This window comes from Muricaecibacterium torontonense (genome assembly GCF_004793925.1).
GTDB classification, from domain to species: Bacteria; Actinomycetota; Coriobacteriia; order Coriobacteriales; family Atopobiaceae; genus Leptogranulimonas; species Leptogranulimonas caecicola.
On record NZ_SRYE01000003.1, the window covers coordinates 200,474 to 219,082 of the forward strand.

Consider the following 18,609-nt stretch of genomic DNA (forward strand, 5'->3'; position numbering starts at 1 on the left):
TTTCTCTTAGGAGGTTTTAGGGGTTAGGCACAACTCATAGTTAAGAAGCCTACGCACCCTCTGTTTCCCCTCGTTTTCCAACTGAGCACGTTTTTGGGGCCATAAACGCACCAACAGCTTGCCAAATTGGCAACGGAAGCTTGCCGAATTAACACCAATAGCTTGCCAAAAGAGCACCAAACTCTTGCAGGCCCTGATAGCATGAAGCTTGCACCTACACACCTTCTCACAAGAAAGGTGCCCTGATGACTGGATCAAACACGGGTAGCACCAGCTCTACTCAGACTTCAAGCCACGCAGCTCCTGCAGGCTCCTCTTCGCTTCCTCAAGACGGTCGCCCCAAAGTGGCGGTGGTGGACGGCAACTCCCTTATGCATAGGGCCTTTCACGCCATATCTGCCCAGATGACCTCTCCTCAAGGGGTGCCCACCAACGCCGTCTTTGGCTTTCTCTCCATGTTTCTCAAGCTGGTGGAGGACTTCAAACCCTGGGGCGTCGCGGTGTGCTTTGACAAGGGCAAGCCCAAAGTGCGTATGGAGATGCTCCCCAGCTATAAAGCCCAGAGACCGCCCATGGACCCCGATCTGGCGCCTCAGTTTGGCGAGATCAAAGATGTGCTGGCTGCTTTAAGCGTGCCGGTCTTCGAGCTGGAAGGCTGGGAGGGCGACGACCTTCTGGGTACGCTGGCTCGCCAAGGAGCTGCCGAAGGTTATGACATGCTTCTGGTCACCGGCGACCGCGACATGTACCAGCTCTCCAATGAGCACGTGCAGATAGTCTCCACCCGCAAGGGCATGAGCGATGTGCAGATAATGACTCCCGCCGCAGTAGAAGATTTGTATGGCGGCGTGACACCAGAGCTGGTGCCGGACTTCTATGGCCTTAAAGGTGATAGTTCAGACAATATCCCAGGCGTACCCGGCATTGGTCCCAAGAAGGCCCAGCAGCTGCTGGCCACCTATGGCACTCTTGACGAGGTTCTGGCTCATGCAGACGAGGTCAAGGGTAAGATGGGCGAGAACTTGCGAGCCCACAAAGAGGACGCGTTGCTCTCGCGCAAGGTGGCGACCATCCGCACCGACGCCCCTCTGGATGTGGACCTTGCAGAGACCAGATTTCCCACCTTTGATGTGTCAACTGCCAAAGAGGCGCTGACTGCCTTGGGCTTCACGTCCATTGCCACGCGCCTTCTGAGCTTGGCCGACGGCGGGCAGGTCTCTGAGGCCTCCCTGACCCTGGAGGTCCCTGAGACTCTGGAGGGCGAGGCTGCCCAGGAGGCGTGGCAAAAGGCGATAACTGAGGGTGCCTGGTTAGGCTGTGCGCTGGAAGTGCCAGAGACCCAGAGTCTCTTTGAGCCTTCTTCGCGCCTCTGGGTGGCTACGCCCACTCATCTGCTGCGCTTCGAGGGCGCCGAGGCCGCCGATCGCCTGGTGGATGCCCTGAGCTCTCACCGGGTGGCTTCCTGCGCCCTAAAAGATCTCATTCACCAGGTCTATCCTGTGGACTCCTCGCAGCCAGCCGCTCTAGACATCGACCGGGTGGCTCCCGATGCCATCTTCGACTGCGGGGTGGCTGCTTACCTGCTAGACTCCACCAAGACCGAATACACCCCCGACGACCTCGCCCAAGAGTGGCTGGAGCTCTCCCGCCCTCAGGATGTGAAGGATGCGCCCTTCTCGGCATTGGTGGCCCAGCGCTGCGTGGAGCCCTTATCGGTAGCTTTGGACAAAACGGGGTCCAAGCCCTGCTTCTTTGAGATCGAGATGCCCCTGTTGCCCGTCTTGGCACAGATGGAGCGTACTGGCATGCATGCAGACGCTTCCGTCTTTGCCGAGCAGGACGCACAACTGCAGGCCCAACTATCAATCCTGGCCCAGCAGATTTACGAGACTGCGGGTCAAGAGTTCAACATCGGCTCTCCCTCGCAATTGTCTAATGTGCTGTTTGATGGTCTGGGGTTGCCTACGGCAGGGCTTAAGAAAACCAAGCGCGGGTACTATTCCACCAATGCCAAGGTGCTTGAGGAGCTGGCGCAAACCTATCCGGTAGTGGCTCAGGTCATCGAGTGGCGTGAGAAATCCAAGATTGCACGCACGTATCTGGCGGCATTGCCCCAAGAGATTCGGGCTGACGGGCGCATCCATACCACTTTCAACCAGACGGTGACGGCTACGGGGCGCATCTCCAGCTCAGATCCCAACTTGCAGAACATTCCCGTGAAGTCTGAAGAGGGCCGACGCGTGCGCTCCGCCTTCACCGTGCCTCAGGGCTGGAAGTTCCTGGCGGTGGACTACTCGCAAATCGAACTGCGTCTGCTGGCGCATCTCTCGGGCGACGAGCACCTTATAAAGGCTTTTGTGGAAGGGGAGGATTTCCACGCAGAGACTGCGGCTCGCGTCTTTGGCGTGCCTGTGTCTGAGGTGACTCCCGCGCTGCGGTCTAGGGCCAAAGCAGTGAACTTTGGCATTGTCTACGGGCAGCAGGGCTATGGCTTGGCACAAACCCTTCACATTCCTCAGAAGGAAGCTCAGGAGATCATCGACTCCTATTACCGTGCCTATCCAGGGGTTCGCGCTTATTTGGATGAAACGGTGGAAGAGGCTCGTAAGCTGGGGTTTGTAAGCACCATGTGGGGTCGTAGGCGCCTGGTGCCGGACATTGGGGCGCACAATGCCATGGTGAGATCGGCCGCCGAACGCACTGCTATGAACCATCCTATGCAGGGGAGTGCCGCCGATATCATCAAAATAGCTATGAGTCGCGTGGAACAGGCGCTTAACCAGGGCAATTACCAAAGCGAACTCATTATGCAAATCCACGACGAGCTGGATTTGCAGGTGCCCGAGACAGAGCTCGAGGAGGTTGCGGCATTGGTGAAAGCCACTATGGAATCGGTGGTTGACCTGCGGGTTCCTTTGGTAGCCGACGTTTCTTGGGGCAACACTTGGGCCGAAGCCAAGTAAAGCCGAGTGCAAGCGCCCCTTGCATAGTGCGACGACCTCTATGGGATACCTGTAAACAACCTGTCCAAAATTGGGTCTTGCATCCCGTGGGCGCTCGTTGCACAATATTCAACGCACCGCGAGGTGGGAGACGGTGGGTGTAGCTCAGTTGGCAGAGCGACGGACTGTGGCTCCGTAGGTCGAGGGTTCGAGCCCCTTCGCCCACCCCATTCTTTTTGGTGCCATGACATAGCACGGACCGGTAGCTCAGCTGGTAGAGCAGGGGACTCTTAATCCCAAGGTCCAGGGTTCGAACCCCTGCCGGTCCACCATGAAATCCCAGGTAGAAGCTCTAAGGCTTCTACCTTTTTTCGTTTATGTCGCGCTTGTGCTGCAAAATGGGTGACCTCTTTTATGCATAATCACCCCTCCTGATGCCATGTGATGCCCCAAGATCCGCAACCAGCGACGGCAGCCAGATCGGGCTGCCGATGACTGCAATCTCTTACCTCCATGAAGGCGTGGGATTTTATCGGCAGCAGGGTTGCACTGAGAAGGCCCTGCGAGCATTGGCATAATCTCCAAACATGACTACGCATTGCTGGCCATTTATTCACAGATTTTGGGATATTTGCGCCGCTTGGCTTGGCAGGTCCTATCTTGGTCGGATTAAAAGTTTGTGGCGAGTAGGATAGGAGGAGTGAGTTGGAGTGGCTCCCTCTTGAGCCACGCTAAGAAGGGATGCATTCGGGCATGAGCGACTTCATTACGGCAGATCACGTCTTTCTTCATAATCCTGCGACCACGCAGGAAGAGGTTATGGAGTTCATTGCTCGAGAGGCCGTTTCGCTGGGCTATGCCACCGATGCCCCGTTGCTTGTGCAGGCGCTCAACACCCGTGAAGCAGAGGGTTCCACGGGCATGGTGAGCGGCATCGCCATTCCTCATGCCAAGTCTTCGGCAGTACAGAAGCCGCTGGTCATGGTACTACGCTTCACTCATCCCATTGACTGGGAGACCATGGATAAGCAGCCGGTCACCTGCGCCATCGCCCTTCTCATCCCTGATTCCAGCGCCGGCGAGCCTTATCTGCGCCTGCTCTCCAAGCTCGCGGTGGCTCTCATGTCTTCGGACTTTTGTGAGGTGCTTCTCACCAGCGATGATGCCGAGAAGATCGCAGACACCATCGACGAACGTCTTTAGTCGCTGTATTAGGAATTCTGGGGTCTTGAGGCCCCTTGCAGTATGAGCCACCCTAGGGAAAGGGGAGCCCGTTGATCTACACCGTCACTTTCAATCCGTCCGTAGACTATGTGATGCATCCGTCTACTTTGGACATGGGCTACACCAACCGTTCTACCAGCGAGGAGGTCTATGCTGGCGGCAACGGCATCAATGTGTCTACCATTCTTACCGAGCTTGATATCGACAACGTGGCCATGGGCATCCTTGGCGGATTCACCGGTGAGTTTGTGCTGCAGACTCTGCAGTCTCAGGGCATCAACACCAACTTCGTGTTCCTAGACAAGGGCAATACCCGTATCAACGTGAAGCTCAACGGCATCATCATGACCATCATCAATGGCATGGGTCCCAACATCCCCATCTCCAAGGTGGATGAGCTGTTCCGTCGTATCGACCGCATTCAAGAGGGGAGCACCCTGGTGCTCACCGGTTCCATCCCCAGCTGCCTGCCTGAGGATATGTACGACATCATGATGAGCCGCTTCGAGAACCGCGGCATCCGCTTCGTGGTGGACGCTCCCGGCAACCTGCTCATGAACGCGCTGGCAGCGCACCCCTTCTTCATCAAGCCCAACAATCACGAGGTGGGCCGCATCTTTGGCGCTAACCCTGAGACTCCAGAGGAAGTGTTGCCCTACGCCCACAAGCTCCACGAGCAGGGTGCTCAAAACGTGCTGGTGTCCTGCGGCGGTTACGGCGCTGCTTTGGTAGATGCTGAGGGCAACGAGCACACCACCAAGGTCCCGCCTTGCCGTCTGGTCAATGCTACCGGTGCCGGCGACTCCATGGTTGCTGGCTTTTTGGCTGCTCTGGATCGCGGCATGAGCTACGGGGAGGCTTTGAACTTTGCCTCTGCCTGCGGCTCTGCCACTGCCGCTTCCAATGGCTTGGCCAACCGCTCCACCATCGAGCGCTTCTACGCCGCGCTCAACCACCTGCTGGCAGACGAGAAGAACAAGGTGGGTCAGGAAGTTGTCGAGGTCGTGGAGACTCTCGATGAGAACGATGAGGACGACCAGGAGTCTTAAGTCACCTGTAAGCTAACTGGTACAATCATTACGGCTTTTAGGGAGCGTACTGTTCCCAAGGCATAGAAAATCGGGGCCTTGTCCCAAGGCCCCTCGCCCAAAGGAGAAGATTATGGTTTCTCAGACTGTTACTATCATTAACCCCACCGGCCTGCACATGCGTCCCGCCGGCCTCTTTGCCTCTACCATGGGCAAGTTCTCCTCCAACGTCACCATCAAGGGCAATGGCAAGGAGATCAACGGCAAGTCCCCCATGGCCATCATGGCCGGTGGCCTCGGTGCTGGCACTGAGATCGAGATCGTGTGCGACGGCGCTGACGAGGAAGAGGCCCTGAAGGCCGCCGTGGACCTGGTTGAGTCTGGTCTTGGCGAGTAAACGGCGCCTGGTTTCTTTAGTGCCATAAATAGAGTTTATGACCATAAGGGCGTGCGCAGAAAGCCAAGGCTGGGCACGCCCTTTTTATTTAGAGGGGCAAGGTCCCCTCTTAAGAGGAGGCTTACATGTTCCAGGGCATTAACGGGTCCGATGGCATCGGTATTGGCCAGGCACAGGTTGCTATCGAGCCTGACCTGAGTTATACCCCCACGGCCCACAATAACCCTGAAGCAGAGCGCGAGCGCTACAACAGCGCTCTTGACGCATTCTGCGATCACACCCAGGCTCAGGCCGATCGCATGGCCGTGACCGTGGGCGAGGAAGAGTCGCAAATCATGATCGGCCACATCAACATGGCCCGCGACCCCTTCATGATCGACGAGATCACCAACCGCATCAACAACGGCATGAGCGCCGAGCAGGCCGTGGATGAGGTCTGCGACATGTTCTATGGCATGTTCGACGGCATGGATGATCCTCTCATGCGCGAGCGCGCTGCAGACGTTCAGGACATCCGTGTGGGTCTTCTGGCCAACCTGCTGGGTAAAGAGGTCGTCGACCTCTCCGTGCTGCCTGCGGGCTCCATCGTGGTGGTAAAGGATCTTACTCCCTCGATGACCGCTGACATCGACAAGGAGAACGTGGCCGGCATCGTGACCGAGACCGGTGGCCGTACTTCCCACTCTGCCATTATCGCCCGTGCTCTGGAGATCCCCGCCGTGCTCTCTGTGCCCAATGCCTGCACCATCTGCCGCTCTGGAGACACTGTGGTGGTAGACGGCACCCGTGGCGAGGTCTTTGTGAACCCCAGTGAGGAGGACCTGGCTCACTTCGAGGCTGAGGCCAAGGCCGCTGCTGAGGCCAAGGCCGCCCTTAACGCCTATCGTGGTAAGCCCACGGAGACTGCTGACGGCGAAAAGGTGTTGCTGGTGGCCAACATTGGCAACCCCGATGACGCCACTGCCGCCATCGAGCACGACGCTGAGGGTGTAGGCCTCTTCCGCTCCGAGTTCCTGTTCATGGACTCCAAGGAGCTTCCTTCTGAGGAGGAGCAGTTCGCTGCCTATCAGAAGGTGGCTCTGCGCATGAAGGATCAGCCTGTCATCATCCGCACCTTGGATGTGGGCGGCGACAAGGAGATCCCCTACCTCGACCTCCAAAAGGAAGAGAACCCCTTCATGGGCTATCGCGCTGTGCGCTACTGCCTGGCCAATCCTGATCAGTACAAGGTGCAGTTGCGCGCCCTCCTTCGCGCCAGCGCCTTTGGCGACATCAAGATCATGGTGCCGCTGGTCACCTCCCTTGAGGAGATCCGCGACGTAAAGGCTCTGGTGGAGGAGTGCAAGAAGGAGCTGGACGCAGAGGGCATCAAGTACAACCCCAACATCGAGGTTGGCACTATGATCGAGACCCCCGCCGCCTCCCTTATCGCAGACGATCTAGCTGCCGAGTGCGACTTCTTCTCCATTGGCACCAACGACCTCATTGGCTACACCATGTGTGCCGACCGCGGCAACGACCGCATTGCTTACCTCTACAGCGTCTACAACCCTGCCGTGCTTCGCTCCATCAAGCGCGTCATCGAGTGCGGCAACGAGGCTGGCATCATGGTGGGTATGTGCGGCGAGGCTGCTGCCGACCCCCTGCTCATCCCTCTGCTGATCTCCTTTGGCTTGGGCGAGTACTCCGTGTCCGCCCCCTCGGTGTTACGTACCCGCAAGATCATCTCCGAGTGGTCCAAGGCTGAGGCAGATGAGCTGGCCGAGAAGGTCATGAAACTCAAGACTGCCGGCGAAGTGAAAGACGCATTGGCAAAGGCTGCCAAGTAAGTCTTTTCCCTTTGAAGCCATGCACTCAATTTAAGAGGTCCTCGCATCAAAAGCGGGGACCTCTTTTATAAAAGAGGGATAGGTTCTGTACCTATTAGCTCCTGCATCTATTAAAGAGCGCAAGACAATCTGCACATAGATGAAAGAGTAGGCGGTATCAAATATGATGCCTAACACATGAATGGTAATCGATATAATGCGAGGATAAGCCCATAAAGTGGGTGCAGGTTCTTATCGGCAAGAAAGACTTAGGAATGACGAGCGTATGGTTGATTGCTCCATTGATAGTTTCAGTAAAATAAAACTAGGCTTAACGTAAGATGTACCTTACGGTGGTGTTATTATCAATAATGAATTGATAGCACTGCATGTCTAATTTGGGTATGCAGGCGGGTTAACTTGCAACTTGGCCCTGATTCGAGAGTATGCGCTTGAGACTCACCCAAGGAGACTGGAGATTGTTCGAGAACACAATGGGGGACCCAATTAGGCCAGCATCCATGGAAGTCACAGCGCTCCCTGTGACTAAGAACATCGTGGATGAGATCGATACACCGGAGCTTGCTGAGGCCTGCAGGGCGCAGGATACTCGCAACTTGGGCTATCGAGCCTTCAAGCGTGCCTTTGATATTGTGTTCAGTCTCATTGTGATCGCAGTAGCCCTGGTTCCATGCATACTCCTCGCAATTGTAATTGCTGTAGACACCAAGGGGTTTCCCATCTACTCCCAAGAACGCGTCGGACGCCTGGGCAAGTCGCTGCCGTTTTATAAATTTCGCACCATGGTGGCAGACGCTGACGATGTGGAGAAGTATCTCAACCGGGAGCAGCTGGAGGAATGGCGTCTCGAGCATAAGGTGACCAACGACCCCCGTATCACCCGGTTGGGGAGCGTGCTCCGCAAGACTAGCCTGGATGAGATCCCTCAATTCGTGAATGTGCTGCTGGGGCAGATAAGCGTTATTGGACCTCGCGCTATCACCCGAGAAGAGCTCCCCAACTTTGGCAGCGATGTCTACAAGCTGCTTTCGGTGCCTCAGGGGATAACTGGGGCTTGGCAGGTGGGACCTCGCAATGAGGCTACGTTCCAAAATGGCCAACGTCAGCTTGCAGAGCTTGGCTATGCAGAGCATGCCAGTTTAAAGGTTGACGTGGAGATCTTTCTGGCCACCTTTGGCGTCATGTTCAAAAATAAAACTGGACGCTAATCTTTCAGACATAGCTCTTAAGAAAAAATGCCACCTGAGCCTGTAGTTGTTCAGGTGGCATATCCATGAGAGGGAAGTGTTTAGGCGCGGCAGTCAAGGCGTGCTCGGTGCAGCAAAGTCAGGATATGAGCTTTGCAGTTATCCCTGGTTGGAGTTGCGGAGTTTATCGGCAAGCTTGGTGCCCAAAAGACCGTCTGTCACAGAAGGACGATCCACCTTGGTGGGGTTGGGATTCCATTGGCTGGAATTTGGCACCAGCACTTCGAGGACGGCAGGCACTGAGGTGATCTCAAAGGTGCTGCCCTCAAGCAGCTCGCCGTCTACCTGGCAAGGCGGCTGTTTTTCAAAGGTGACCTTGAGCTTCTTGAACTGCTTGAAGGCGATAGCAGAGCTCTTGGCGTGGAGACCCATGCGCGCACCTGTGAAAAGCGCCAAAATGGCTGGTTTGGAAGGAATCTTGGTGTTGTAGCACAGGTCCAGTAGTCCATCTACCGGGGAGGCCTTGGGGCAGATATGGTAACCGCCCCCATAGGTGGGGCCCACTTGACAGGCGAACGCGATCTCTTCACCCGAGAAGGACGTGCCATCCACCGTGGCCTTATATTTGTAGCCGTGAGTGAAGTTCTTGAAGATGCGGTAGCCGCTTTGAGCGAAGAGGCGGGTGCCGTGGGGGCCTCCGGGAACACGGATTTTCATGGTGTCGAGGGCAATGGCGGCATCCAGGCCAAAAGAGCAGGTCTCACAAAAATAGACGCCGTTCACAAGGCCCAAGTCAAGCTTTACGGGAGTGCCGTTGATGGTCTGGCCCAGGCTTGCCATGGGGTCGTTCAATGCCAGATGCATGGTGCGCGCATAGTCGTTGCCAGAACCCATAGGCACCAAGCCTAGGCGTGGGCGTTTCTCGGCAGGGATGGCCATCAAGCCGTTGACGATCTCGTGGATGAGGCCATCGCCACCCACAGCGATCACAGTATCGTAGTTTTTGGCAGCCTTGGCTTTGCGCAGGCCGTCGCCAGGCGAGGTGGTTTCATAATAGCTGTAACCAGATACGGCGCTGGAATAGGCATCCAATGTGCGCTTTACAAAGGCGCCACCTTGCGCACCCTTGCCACTTTGGGCGGCGGGATTGCAAATCACCAGCGTGCGCCCCAACTTGCTTGTAGCCATGCGGCTCCTTCTAAAGATATGCTGACGGTGCGAAGATACCCAAAAATCGGCCGAAAAAAGCCCAGGCACTGCGGCCTGGGCCCTTTACGTGTGATGGAGCGGGTGACGGGAGTCGAACCCGCCTCAACAGCTTGGAAGGCTGTGGTTCTACCGATGAACTACACCCGCAAGACCCTGGTCGGGGCGACTGGATTCGAACCAGCGACCCTCTGCTCCCAAAGCAGATGCGCTACCAAGCTGCGCTACGCCCCGAGGTAGGTAGAAAGTATAGCGAAATCTGACGACATATCTACCCTTGTGTGCAAAAGCCACAAGCCAATTTTGAGTGATAGTGCGATTAGTATCATCCCCGGTGTCCATATTGTTACCGCCCACCTTTCAAGCAAAAGCTCTTCGTGCACGCTTTATAGACTGGTGCTCGACGAGCTTAAGCGTCTATGAAAACGCTTTGGCCTAAAGACACACTGTCAGAGTTTTTACCAAGGTGAGCTTGGTTTTTTGAGAGGAGCGCTATGAGTTATACCCAACGAGTGGCAGAGGAGCTCAAGGCTCGCTATGCAGACCAACCGGAGTTTGTGCAGGCTGCTACTGAGGTTCTGGATTCCATAGAACCCGCTCTAGCCGCCCATCCTGAATATGAGGCTGCTGGCTTGCTGGAGCGCTTGGTAGAGCCTGAGCGTATCGTCATGTTCCGCGTGCCTTGGGTGGATGACAAGGGTCAGGTGCAGGTGAACCGCGGCTATCGCGTGGAGTACAACAGTGCTATAGGCCCCTACAAGGGAGGCTTGCGCTTCCATCCCTCGGTAAATCTGGGCATCCTCAAATTCTTGGGCTTCGAGCAGATCTTTAAGAACTCCTTGACCGGCCTGCCTATGGGCGGCGGCAAGGGTGGCAGCGACTTTGACCCCAAGGGCAAGAGCGATCGCGAGGTAATGGCCTTCTGCCAATCTTTCATGACCGAGCTCCAGCGCTACATTGGACCGGACACTGATGTTCCCGCTGGCGATATTGGCGTAGGTGGTCGCGAGATTGGCTATATGTTTGGCCAGTACAAGCGTATCCGCGACGAGTTCACCGGCGTCCTCACTGGCAAGGGCCTCTCCTTTGGCGGCTCCCTTTGCCGCACTCAGGCCACGGGCTACGGCTTAGTCTACTTTGTGGCCACTCTGCTGGAGGATCATAAGGATTCCCTAGAAGGCAAGACCGTGGTGGTTTCTGGTGCCGGTAACGTGGCTATATACGCCATCGAAAAAGCCCAGCAGCTAGGTGCCAAGGCGGTTACCTGCTCCGATTCCACCGGTTGGATCTATGATCCCGAGGGCATCGACGTAGCCCTGCTCAAAGAGGTCAAAGAGGTCAAGCGCGCTCGCCTTACCGCCTATGCTGAAGCACGTCCTTCTGCTCAATATCATGAGGGTCGCGGCGTCTGGTCTGTGCCCTGCGACGTGGCGCTGCCCTGCGCCACCCAAAACGAGCTCTCCTTGGACGACGCTAAGGCGCTCGTGGAGAACGGCTGCAAGGTGGTAGCCGAGGGCGCCAATATGCCTACAACTCGCGACGCTACCGAGTATCTCATCGATAAGAAGGTGGCCTTCTGCCCCGGCAAAGCTGCCAACGCCGGTGGAGTGGCCGTCTCTGGCCTTGAGATGAGCCAAAACTCCGAGCGCCTCTCTTGGACCTTTGACGAGGTTGACGCTCGCCTAAAGACCATCATGGAAAACATCTACACTGCTGCTTCCAGCGCTGCCGCCTCTGCAGGCTTTGAAGGCAACCTGGTAGTGGGCGCCAACCTTGCCGGCTTTGCCAAGGTGGCCGAGGCCATGTATGCCCAGGGCATCGTCTAATCCTTCTGTCTGCCGAGAAACCCCATCCTTCCTTCTGGGAGGGATGGGTTTTCTTGAAGGCGTTCAAGCGCTAAGATAGAAACTCTTGACGCGGGCATGGCGGAATTGGCAGACGCGCAAGATTTAGGTTCTTGTGGACTTTTGTCCGTGGAGGTTCGAGCCCTCTTGCCCGCACCAGTCATCTAGCTGGGCAAACGACCTTGTGTCGTTTGCCTTTTTTTATTATGCATTTTGGCCTTCTGCGACAGATCGTGACAGATGATCTGCCTTTAAACATAAACAACTGAATGTAGATAACTTGGCAGGCGGCGGTTGTCGGCCTCCAGCTTGTGGTCGACCTTGGGCTCTTGGGGATCACCCTCGCCGGGCTTGGGGTCTTGGGGCTTGTTGCCCTCGCCGCCCTTAGGGTCTTGGAGCTGGCCGCTCTCGCCTGGGGCCTGCTGTTGCGCACCGTTCAGAGTCATGGATACCTCCCGACCGTTTGGGGCACGGGCCTATCCTGTGCCCTTCTGAGCCGAGATGATGGGGGAGCTGTAACGGCAAAAGAAAAGGCATCGATTCCGATGCCTTTGGGATCCGGTTAATTTTTGCGCGCTGATTTGAGGGGCTAGGCGTAGAGCTCTTCCATGACGGCGATGGCTTGCTTACGGTCCTTATATTCACCCGTAAGCTCTACGACCAGGTGAGTTTGTTCTCCGAGAAGCTTGCGGTCATCCTCAGAGAGACCTTCAATGACCTTTATGAGGATGGCGGCACGCTCGTCACCAGTGGCGCCCGTTCTTTCAACGGCCTTGGTAACTCTAGAATAGACGGTCAACGAGAACACCCCATTTCATAAGTACTGACTCTGTTGCCGCATCTGGATTGGTTGCAATTTCAAGCAACGCATCCTCCCAGCTGTCATCACTCAGATCATACCCTGCGATGGGCTTATGGACAACGGTGTACTGGTAGATTGACCCGTCATGCCCACAGATGAAGCCCGATGTTTGCCCATTGGCGATCCCGCTCCGGATGTCTGCGGCGGATGGCGGCGATCCTTTTGGGTGGTTGTGTAGGCTCACAACCACATGGCCTTCCTCTAGCGCCTCTTGCACCTTCTTTTTCTGCTTCGCTCCCGGGGTAACCCCGAACTTGGTTTTCTGGCCCACTACCGACGTGATGCGCTTCTGTGCGGTGAGATCGTAGTAGAAGAGCTGCTCATAGGGAGTCTTGTCAGTGGCCTTCAGGATCCGCTTGACATCCTCGTAGATCGTATCGGCCATGCTGCTAATTTGAGCACCGCCGTCAGCTTCTATCCTTGCTTTACGCAGGGCATTCAGGTAGCCCTTGCTGTCCACCTTGTCGAAATCCACCGCGCAGTCTCGCTGATACTCAAGGCCTCGGTTTTCTGGGCGGCGCTTGTTGTCGGTAGCGTGTTGGGGGTCGGTTAGCTTCTTTTTCTCGTTTGCAGCCAGGCGTTTCCTGCGCTCAGAGCCGCTCTCGCGGTAGGTTATGTCGCGCTGCAGCTTGCCAAGTGCTCTCGGCTGTTTGGCCACCCCGTAGGCCTTCTCCCGCTCGTACTGGCGTGGCAGCTTGTTCTGCTTGCACCAGGCATTGACGCGCTTCTGAGCCTGGCCGAGACGGGCCCGGTCGCCTGTCATGTCCAAGCCCTGCTCCTGGCCTAGGGCGATGCGGCGCTTGTACTTGCGCACGTTGCGTTCCAGGCGGCGCTGCACCTGGGTGGCCTCGTAGTACTCTTCGGATGTCTTGCCGAAGAGCTTCTCTTCCTCTGAGAAGTCGGTGCGTGGGAGCTTGGAGAGACCGGGCACGTAGGGCGTCATGGTGTGGCGGCAGTTGGCGCCGGCGAGACCCGTCACCGTGCCGTAGCCGGTGAGGATATCTCAAGAAGCGATCTAATGTGAAAAGGGTAAAAGCCGGGACGCACGACATTGTTGAGCAGTGCGCGATGGAAGGGCTTCTAGGTAGCTACACGATGCGTGCACGCATTGAGCAACTTTGCTTTGACCTGAACGCGCTTTAGTATCAGAATGTACGTTCGTAAAGTTAGGTGCCTTGTGTTCCCTAACGCCGCCATAGGGGCGGCTCATAGATTAACAGGAGGAATGTTGGATATCACCGTTACCGCTGGTGAGCCCGCGGATTCTAAGCTGGTTGCCCGTGTCGCTATCCCCGCAGACGAGGTTAAGAAAGCCGTGGCTGCCACCTATAAGGAGATTGCCGGTCGCTACAATTTCCCTGGCTTCCGCAAAGGTCGCGCCCCTCGTCCTGTCATTGACTCTGCTGTGGGCAAAGAGGCCGTGATGGCAGATGCCACCAATGAGCTTCTGTCCAAGGCTGAGCCCTTCATCATCAATGAGTTGGGCGTTGTGCCTGTGGGCGAGCTGGATTTTGGCGAGGATCTCCAGCCTGTGGTCGACAAGCAGGATTATGAGGTAGAGGTCACCGTCACCCTCATTCCCACCGCTGAGCTCTCCTCCTATGATCCCGTAGACATCCAGATGCCTCCTGCAGAGGCTACGGATGCAGAGGTGGCCTCTCAGCTGGATCTTCTCATGAGCTACCAGGCTCGTTTTGAGGACGGCGACGAGAACACCCAGGTTGCCTCTGGCGACTTTGTGAACGTAGACATTGAGGATATCGAGAACGCCTCTGAGCTTGCAGGCGAAGGCCGTATGCTCCCCACTGGTTCCGGCATGCTTCCTCAGGCTCTCGAAGAGGCCTTGGTGGGCATGAAGCCCGCCGGCGAGAAAGAGGTGGAGTACGAAGGCGCCGACGGCAGCCAGATCAAGATGAAGGTCAAGGTCAACGACGTCAAAGTCAAGACCGTGCCCGAGCTCACCGATGAGTATGTGAGCGACGTCTTTGGCTTCGACAACATCGATGCCTTGAAGGAAGCCCTCAAGAAGGAGATCCAGCAGGACAAGGATCAGAACCTCCCTGCCCTCAAAGAGGATCGCGCTGTGGCTGCGCTGGAGAAGCGCCTGGAGCTTGAGACCGTTCCTGAGGACTATGTCAAGCAGATCAACGGCGAGATCACCCGTTCTTTCCTTCAAGATCTCCAGGCTTCCGGCCAGACGGTGGATTCCTTCCTCAAAGCTCGTCGCGTCACCATGGATCAGCTTCTGGCTGACCTCCAGGCACAGGCTGTGGAGCACGCTCGTCAGTCCATCGCTCTGGATGCCCTCGCACGCCACCTCAATGTCGAGGCTACTCAGGAGGACGTGCGCGCTGAGTTCGAGAACGTCTACGACGAGAAGCATCTCGACAAGGCGCTTAAAGAGTTTACAGAGTCCGGCCAAATGCCTGCCGTGCGCGAGACGGTCAAGCGCACCAAGGCGCTTCAGTGGCTGCTGGATAACGCCCATGTTACTGAGGTCGACGAAGTGGCGGAGAAAAACGACTCCGCTGAGTAACCTTTGATGGAAATGGCCGGACCTCAAACATCCGGCCATTTTCTTAAGCACGAAAGGAGTGGGCATGCACAATCCCACTAACATCCCTAATATTCCCTACGTCATCGAGCAGACCCCTCGTGGCGAGCGTTCCTACGACATCTATAGCCGTCTGCTCAATGACCGCATCGTCTTTTTGGGCGAGCAGGTAGATTCCAACTCTGCCAACCTGGTCATCGCCCAGCTGCTGCACTTGGAGAGCCAAGATCCCGATAAGGACATCTCCCTTTACATCAACTCACCCGGAGGCGATGTCTATTCTGGCCTGGGCATCATCGACACCATGAACTACATCAAACCCGATGTCTCCACCATCTGCGTGGGTATGGCAGCCTCCATGGGCGCCATGATTCTGGCCTCGGGCGCCAAGGGCAAGCGTTTGGCACTGCCTAACTCCATGGTGCTTATCCATCAGCCCTCGAGCGGCGTCCAGGGTCAGCAAACAGACATCAACATCGTGGCCAAAGAGACCACCTACCTGCGCGAGCACCTCAATCAGATGCTTGCAGATGCCACTGGGCAATCCTTCGATCGCATCCAGCAAGATACCGAGCGCGACAACTATATGCGCGCCCAGGAAGCTCTGGAGTACGGCTTGGTAGACAAGGTCATCTCTGCCCGCGCCAACGTCAACGAGGCCTAATGCTATGAGCCGATTCGACGACATTCACTCTGACGATCTGCGCTGCTCCTTCTGTGGGAAGACGCGCGATCAGGTGAACAAACTAATCCAGGGACCCGATGACATCTACATCTGCGATGAGTGCGTAGAGACCTGCGCAGACATCATCAATGAGGCAGAGCAGTCAGAAGGCCCTTCTGAGAACAATCCCATCTTTGACGAGCTGCCTACTCCCCATGAGATCTATGAGGAGCTGGGCCAGTATGTCATGGGGCAAGAGGCGGCCAAACGTGCCATGTCAGTGGCGGTCTACAACCACTATCGCCGCGTCCAATGCCAAAACGACAATGACGACAATGACATCCACGAGCTGCAGATGCCTCAGGAGCCTTCGGGGGATGACACTGACGACGTGGAACTTGCCAAGAGCAACATTCTGCTTTTAGGCCCCACGGGTACCGGCAAGACGCTTTTGGCTCAAACGCTGGCGCGTTTCTTGCAGGTGCCATTTGCCATCGCAGATGCCACCACGCTTACTGAAGCTGGCTATGTGGGTGAGGATGTGGAAAACATCCTGCTTAAGCTTATCAATGCTGCAGACGGCGATGTGGAGCGTGCCCAAACCGGCATCATCTATGTGGATGAGATCGACAAGATCGCCCGCAAAGCAGAGAACGTCTCTATTACCCGTGACGTCTCAGGCGAAGGCGTGCAACAAGCCCTCTTGAAGATTCTCGAGGGCACCGATGCCGCAGTGCCTCAGCAGGGTGGCCGCAAGCATCCTCAACAGGAGCTTATCCATATAGACACCACCAACATCCTCTTTATTTGTGGCGGCGCCTTTGTGGGGCTCGATAAGATCATCGCCGACCGCATTGGCAAGAAGGGTATTGGCTTTGGCAATGACCTTGGCGCCCGCATCGAGGATTCCGAAGATGAACTAATGAGCCAGGTAGCCCCTCAAGACCTGCACAAGTTTGGCCTCATCCCCGAGTTCATTGGCCGTATCCCTGTGATCACTTCCACCAAGGAGCTCACAGAAGACGACCTCATCGACATCCTCACACGCCCCAAGAATGCCTTGATCAAGCAGTACAAGCGCATGTTCGAGCTGGAGGGCGTGGAGCTGGAGTTCGAGGAGGACGCGCTGCGAGAGATTGCGGCCAAGACCCTCGAACGTGACACTGGCGCCCGTGGCCTTCGTGCCATTCTGGAGACCACGTTAGAGCAAACCATGTTCGATATTCCTTCAGAGGAAAACGTAATCAAGGTAGTGGTGACCAAAGAGGCAGTGGACGGCCTTGAGCAGCCCCGCAGAATAACGGCAAAAGAAGCCCATCACCTGGCCAGTTAAGCCAGCGAAGTGAGGTACATTTAAGGGACGGTTCTTATCCTAGAGCCGTCCCATTGCTTTTTGTGAGCACGATTCCAGAGAAAGGAACCATCCTATGGAACGTCCTTGCGCGTGGAATTCCTACGACACAGATAGTCTTGCGTGTCTCGAGGCTCTTAACGAGCGCTATCGCAGGTTTATCTCTGAAAACAAGACTGAGCGTGAGTGTGTTGCTGCTGCAGTGAAAATGGCCAAGGATGCCGGTTATAAAGATTTGGCTGAGGCGGTAGCAGCAGGCCAGCCAGTAGCGGCCGGAGACAAGTTCTATGTGAACACTCGCGGCAAGGCCCTCACGCTCTTTTGTCTCGGCACAGAGCCTTTAGAGTCTGGCCTCAATATCCTGGGCGCCCATGTGGATTCTCCTCGCTTGGACATCAAGCAAAACCCCGTCTATGAGAAGGCAGATCTGGCCTTTATGGACACCCATTACTATGGTGGCCTCAAGAGCAGCCTTTGGGTGGCAACCCCTCTGGCCATCCATGGCGTGGTGGCCAAAAAAGATGGCTCGGTAGTGAATGTATGCGTGGGAGAGGATCCTCAGGACCCGGTCTTTTGCATCTCCGACATCCTCATCCATCTAGCCCAAGATCAAATGAAAAAGACCCATGCCGAAGCTGTGGATCACGAGAACCTTGACATCATCGTAGGCGGTCGTCCTCTGGTGGAAGAGGGCGACAAAGATGCCGAGAAGGGCGAAGCTGTCAAAAATTTGCTGCTTTCCATTCTTGGGGAGCGCTACGACATCGCAGAAGAGGATCTGCTTTCTGCAGAACTCGAAGTGGTTCCTGCTGGCCCGGCACGCGAAATGGGCTTTGACCGCTCGATGATCCTAGGCTATGGCCAGGATGACCGCGTATGTGCCTATACCTCGCTGGAAGCAATGCTGGCAGTGGAGGCTCCTTCTCGCACCAGTGCCTGCCTGCTGGTAGACAAAGAGGAGATCGGTTCTGTAGGCGCCACCGGCATGCAGGCACTTTATTTTGAGAATGCCCTGGCGGAGCTCATGGAGCTGGCAGGGGAGGGCGGCTCTCTCAAGCTGCACCGTGCCCTGGCTAATTCCCGTATGCTCTCCAGCGACGTCTCTGCGGGCTTCGACCCTGCCTATGCCGATCGCTTTGAGGAGAAGAACTCGGCTTTCTTGGGCCGCGGCCTTTGCTTTAACAAGTTCACCGGCTCACGCGGTAAGACCGGGTCAAACGATGCTGATGCCGAGTACGTTGCTCAAATTCGTGCCATCATGGACAACGCCCAGGTAGCCTTCCAAACCTGTGAGCTGGGCCGTGTAAATGCGGGTGGTGGTGGCACCATCGCCTTCATCCTCGCTCGCTACGGCATGAAGGTCATCGATTCTGGCGTGGCGGTGCTCTCCATGCACTCCCTCTGGGAAGTGGTGAATAAGGCCGATGTCTTCGAGGCGTTCAAGGGCTACAAAGCCTTCTTGAGCTCTCCTGAGGCCTAGAGACTTTACAGTTATAAGAATTTGGCAAGACCTCATCGGCT

15 protein-coding genes and 5 tRNA genes are annotated in these 18,609 nt (G+C 56.2%); 14 read left to right on the forward strand and 6 right to left on the reverse strand.

The annotated features are described in order from the left end of the window. Window positions 1–245 precede the first annotated feature (245 nt). From polA to E5334_RS06040, 8 genes are all read left to right on the forward strand, one after another. The gene (polA, locus tag E5334_RS06005; protein ID WP_136012678.1) at window positions 246–2,963 is read left to right on the forward strand and encodes a DNA polymerase I; all 2,718 of its coding nucleotides are present in this window, start codon (window positions 246–248) and stop codon (window positions 2,961–2,963) included. 133 nt (window positions 2,964–3,096) lie between these two features. Continuing rightward, window positions 3,097–3,172: transfer RNA gene (locus tag E5334_RS06010), tRNA-His, on the forward strand. A gap of 26 nt (window positions 3,173–3,198) precedes the next feature. Next, window positions 3,199–3,274 (forward strand) — tRNA-Lys (locus E5334_RS06015). A 421-nt stretch (window positions 3,275–3,695) separates the two neighbouring features. Next, entirely contained in the window at window positions 3,696–4,145 is a 450-nt protein-coding gene (locus E5334_RS06020; RefSeq protein WP_167604318.1) for a PTS sugar transporter subunit IIA, read from the forward strand. A 71-nt stretch (window positions 4,146–4,216) separates the two neighbouring features. After that, entirely contained in the window at window positions 4,217–5,215 is a 999-nt protein-coding gene (gene pfkB / locus E5334_RS06025; RefSeq protein WP_136012680.1) for a 1-phosphofructokinase, read from the forward strand. Between the two features lie 112 nt (window positions 5,216–5,327). Continuing rightward, window positions 5,328–5,591, forward strand: coding sequence for an HPr family phosphocarrier protein (locus tag E5334_RS06030; RefSeq protein WP_136012681.1), 264 nt, complete (start codon window positions 5,328–5,330; stop codon window positions 5,589–5,591). Window positions 5,592–5,716: 125 nt separating this feature from the next. Further along, window positions 5,717–7,420 (forward strand): phosphoenolpyruvate--protein phosphotransferase, encoded by a 1,704-nt coding sequence (gene ptsP / locus E5334_RS06035; protein WP_136012682.1) that lies wholly within the window; start codon window positions 5,717–5,719, stop codon window positions 7,418–7,420. 458 nt (window positions 7,421–7,878) lie between these two features. Beyond that, entirely contained in the window at window positions 7,879–8,628 is a 750-nt protein-coding gene (locus tag E5334_RS06040; protein WP_167604319.1) for a sugar transferase, read from the forward strand. 138 nt (window positions 8,629–8,766) lie between these two features. On the opposite strand, the gene E5334_RS06045 is transcribed toward E5334_RS06040, so the two are convergent. The 3 genes from E5334_RS06045 to E5334_RS06055 all read right to left on the reverse strand — a co-directional run bounded on the left by E5334_RS06045 (window position 8,767) and on the right by E5334_RS06055 (window position 10,047). After that, a complete protein-coding gene (locus E5334_RS06045; protein WP_136012684.1) occupies window positions 8,767–9,795 on the reverse strand; it encodes a diacylglycerol/lipid kinase family protein in 1,029 nt (342 codons plus the stop codon). 94 nt (window positions 9,796–9,889) lie between these two features. Continuing rightward, window positions 9,890–9,963: transfer RNA gene (locus E5334_RS06050), tRNA-Gly, on the reverse strand. A gap of 7 nt (window positions 9,964–9,970) precedes the next feature. Then, window positions 9,971–10,047: transfer RNA gene (locus E5334_RS06055), tRNA-Pro, on the reverse strand. 260 nt (window positions 10,048–10,307) lie between these two features. Between E5334_RS06055 and gdhA the strand changes: the two genes are divergently transcribed. Together gdhA and E5334_RS06065 are read left to right on the forward strand one after the other, a co-directional pair. Then, window positions 10,308–11,639, forward strand: a complete 1,332-nt coding sequence (gene gdhA, locus E5334_RS06060) for an NADP-specific glutamate dehydrogenase (protein ID WP_136012685.1) — start codon at window positions 10,308–10,310, stop codon at window positions 11,637–11,639. 90 nt (window positions 11,640–11,729) lie between these two features. After that, a tRNA-Leu gene (locus E5334_RS06065) sits at window positions 11,730–11,816 on the forward strand. 92 nt (window positions 11,817–11,908) lie between these two features. On the opposite strand, the gene E5334_RS06070 is transcribed toward E5334_RS06065, so the two are convergent. From E5334_RS06070 to E5334_RS06080, 3 genes are all read right to left on the reverse strand, one after another. Further along, the gene (locus E5334_RS06070; protein WP_136012686.1) at window positions 11,909–12,103 is read right to left on the reverse strand and encodes a hypothetical protein; all 195 of its coding nucleotides are present in this window, start codon (window positions 12,101–12,103) and stop codon (window positions 11,909–11,911) included. Window positions 12,104–12,246: 143 nt separating this feature from the next. After that, window positions 12,247–12,456 carry a hypothetical protein gene (locus E5334_RS06075; protein WP_136012687.1) on the reverse strand — a complete coding sequence of 70 codons (210 nt, stop codon included), beginning with the start codon at window positions 12,454–12,456 and terminating at the stop codon, window positions 12,247–12,249. Then, on the reverse strand, window positions 12,440–13,519 hold the full coding sequence (locus E5334_RS06080; protein WP_136012688.1) for a phage minor capsid protein: 1,080 nt from the start codon (window positions 13,517–13,519) through the stop codon (window positions 12,440–12,442). The genes E5334_RS06075 and E5334_RS06080 overlap by 17 nt, the downstream gene beginning before the upstream one ends. A gap of 228 nt (window positions 13,520–13,747) precedes the next feature. Between E5334_RS06080 and tig the strand changes: the two genes are divergently transcribed. The 4 genes from tig to E5334_RS06100 all read left to right on the forward strand — a co-directional run bounded on the left by tig (window position 13,748) and on the right by E5334_RS06100 (window position 18,568). Beyond that, a complete protein-coding gene (tig, locus tag E5334_RS06085) occupies window positions 13,748–15,055 on the forward strand; it encodes a trigger factor (protein WP_167604321.1) in 1,308 nt (435 codons plus the stop codon). Window positions 15,056–15,119: 64 nt separating this feature from the next. After that, complete coding sequence (locus E5334_RS06090; RefSeq protein ID WP_136012690.1) at window positions 15,120–15,737, forward strand: ATP-dependent Clp protease proteolytic subunit; 618 nt, start codon at window positions 15,120–15,122, stop codon at window positions 15,735–15,737. Between the two features lie 4 nt (window positions 15,738–15,741). Then, the gene (clpX, locus tag E5334_RS06095) at window positions 15,742–17,070 is read left to right on the forward strand and encodes an ATP-dependent Clp protease ATP-binding subunit ClpX (protein ID WP_136012691.1); all 1,329 of its coding nucleotides are present in this window, start codon (window positions 15,742–15,744) and stop codon (window positions 17,068–17,070) included. Between the two features lie 94 nt (window positions 17,071–17,164). Then, window positions 17,165–18,568 carry an aminopeptidase gene (locus E5334_RS06100; protein WP_136012692.1) on the forward strand — a complete coding sequence of 468 codons (1,404 nt, stop codon included), beginning with the start codon at window positions 17,165–17,167 and terminating at the stop codon, window positions 18,566–18,568. Window positions 18,569–18,609: the final 41 nt, after the last annotated feature.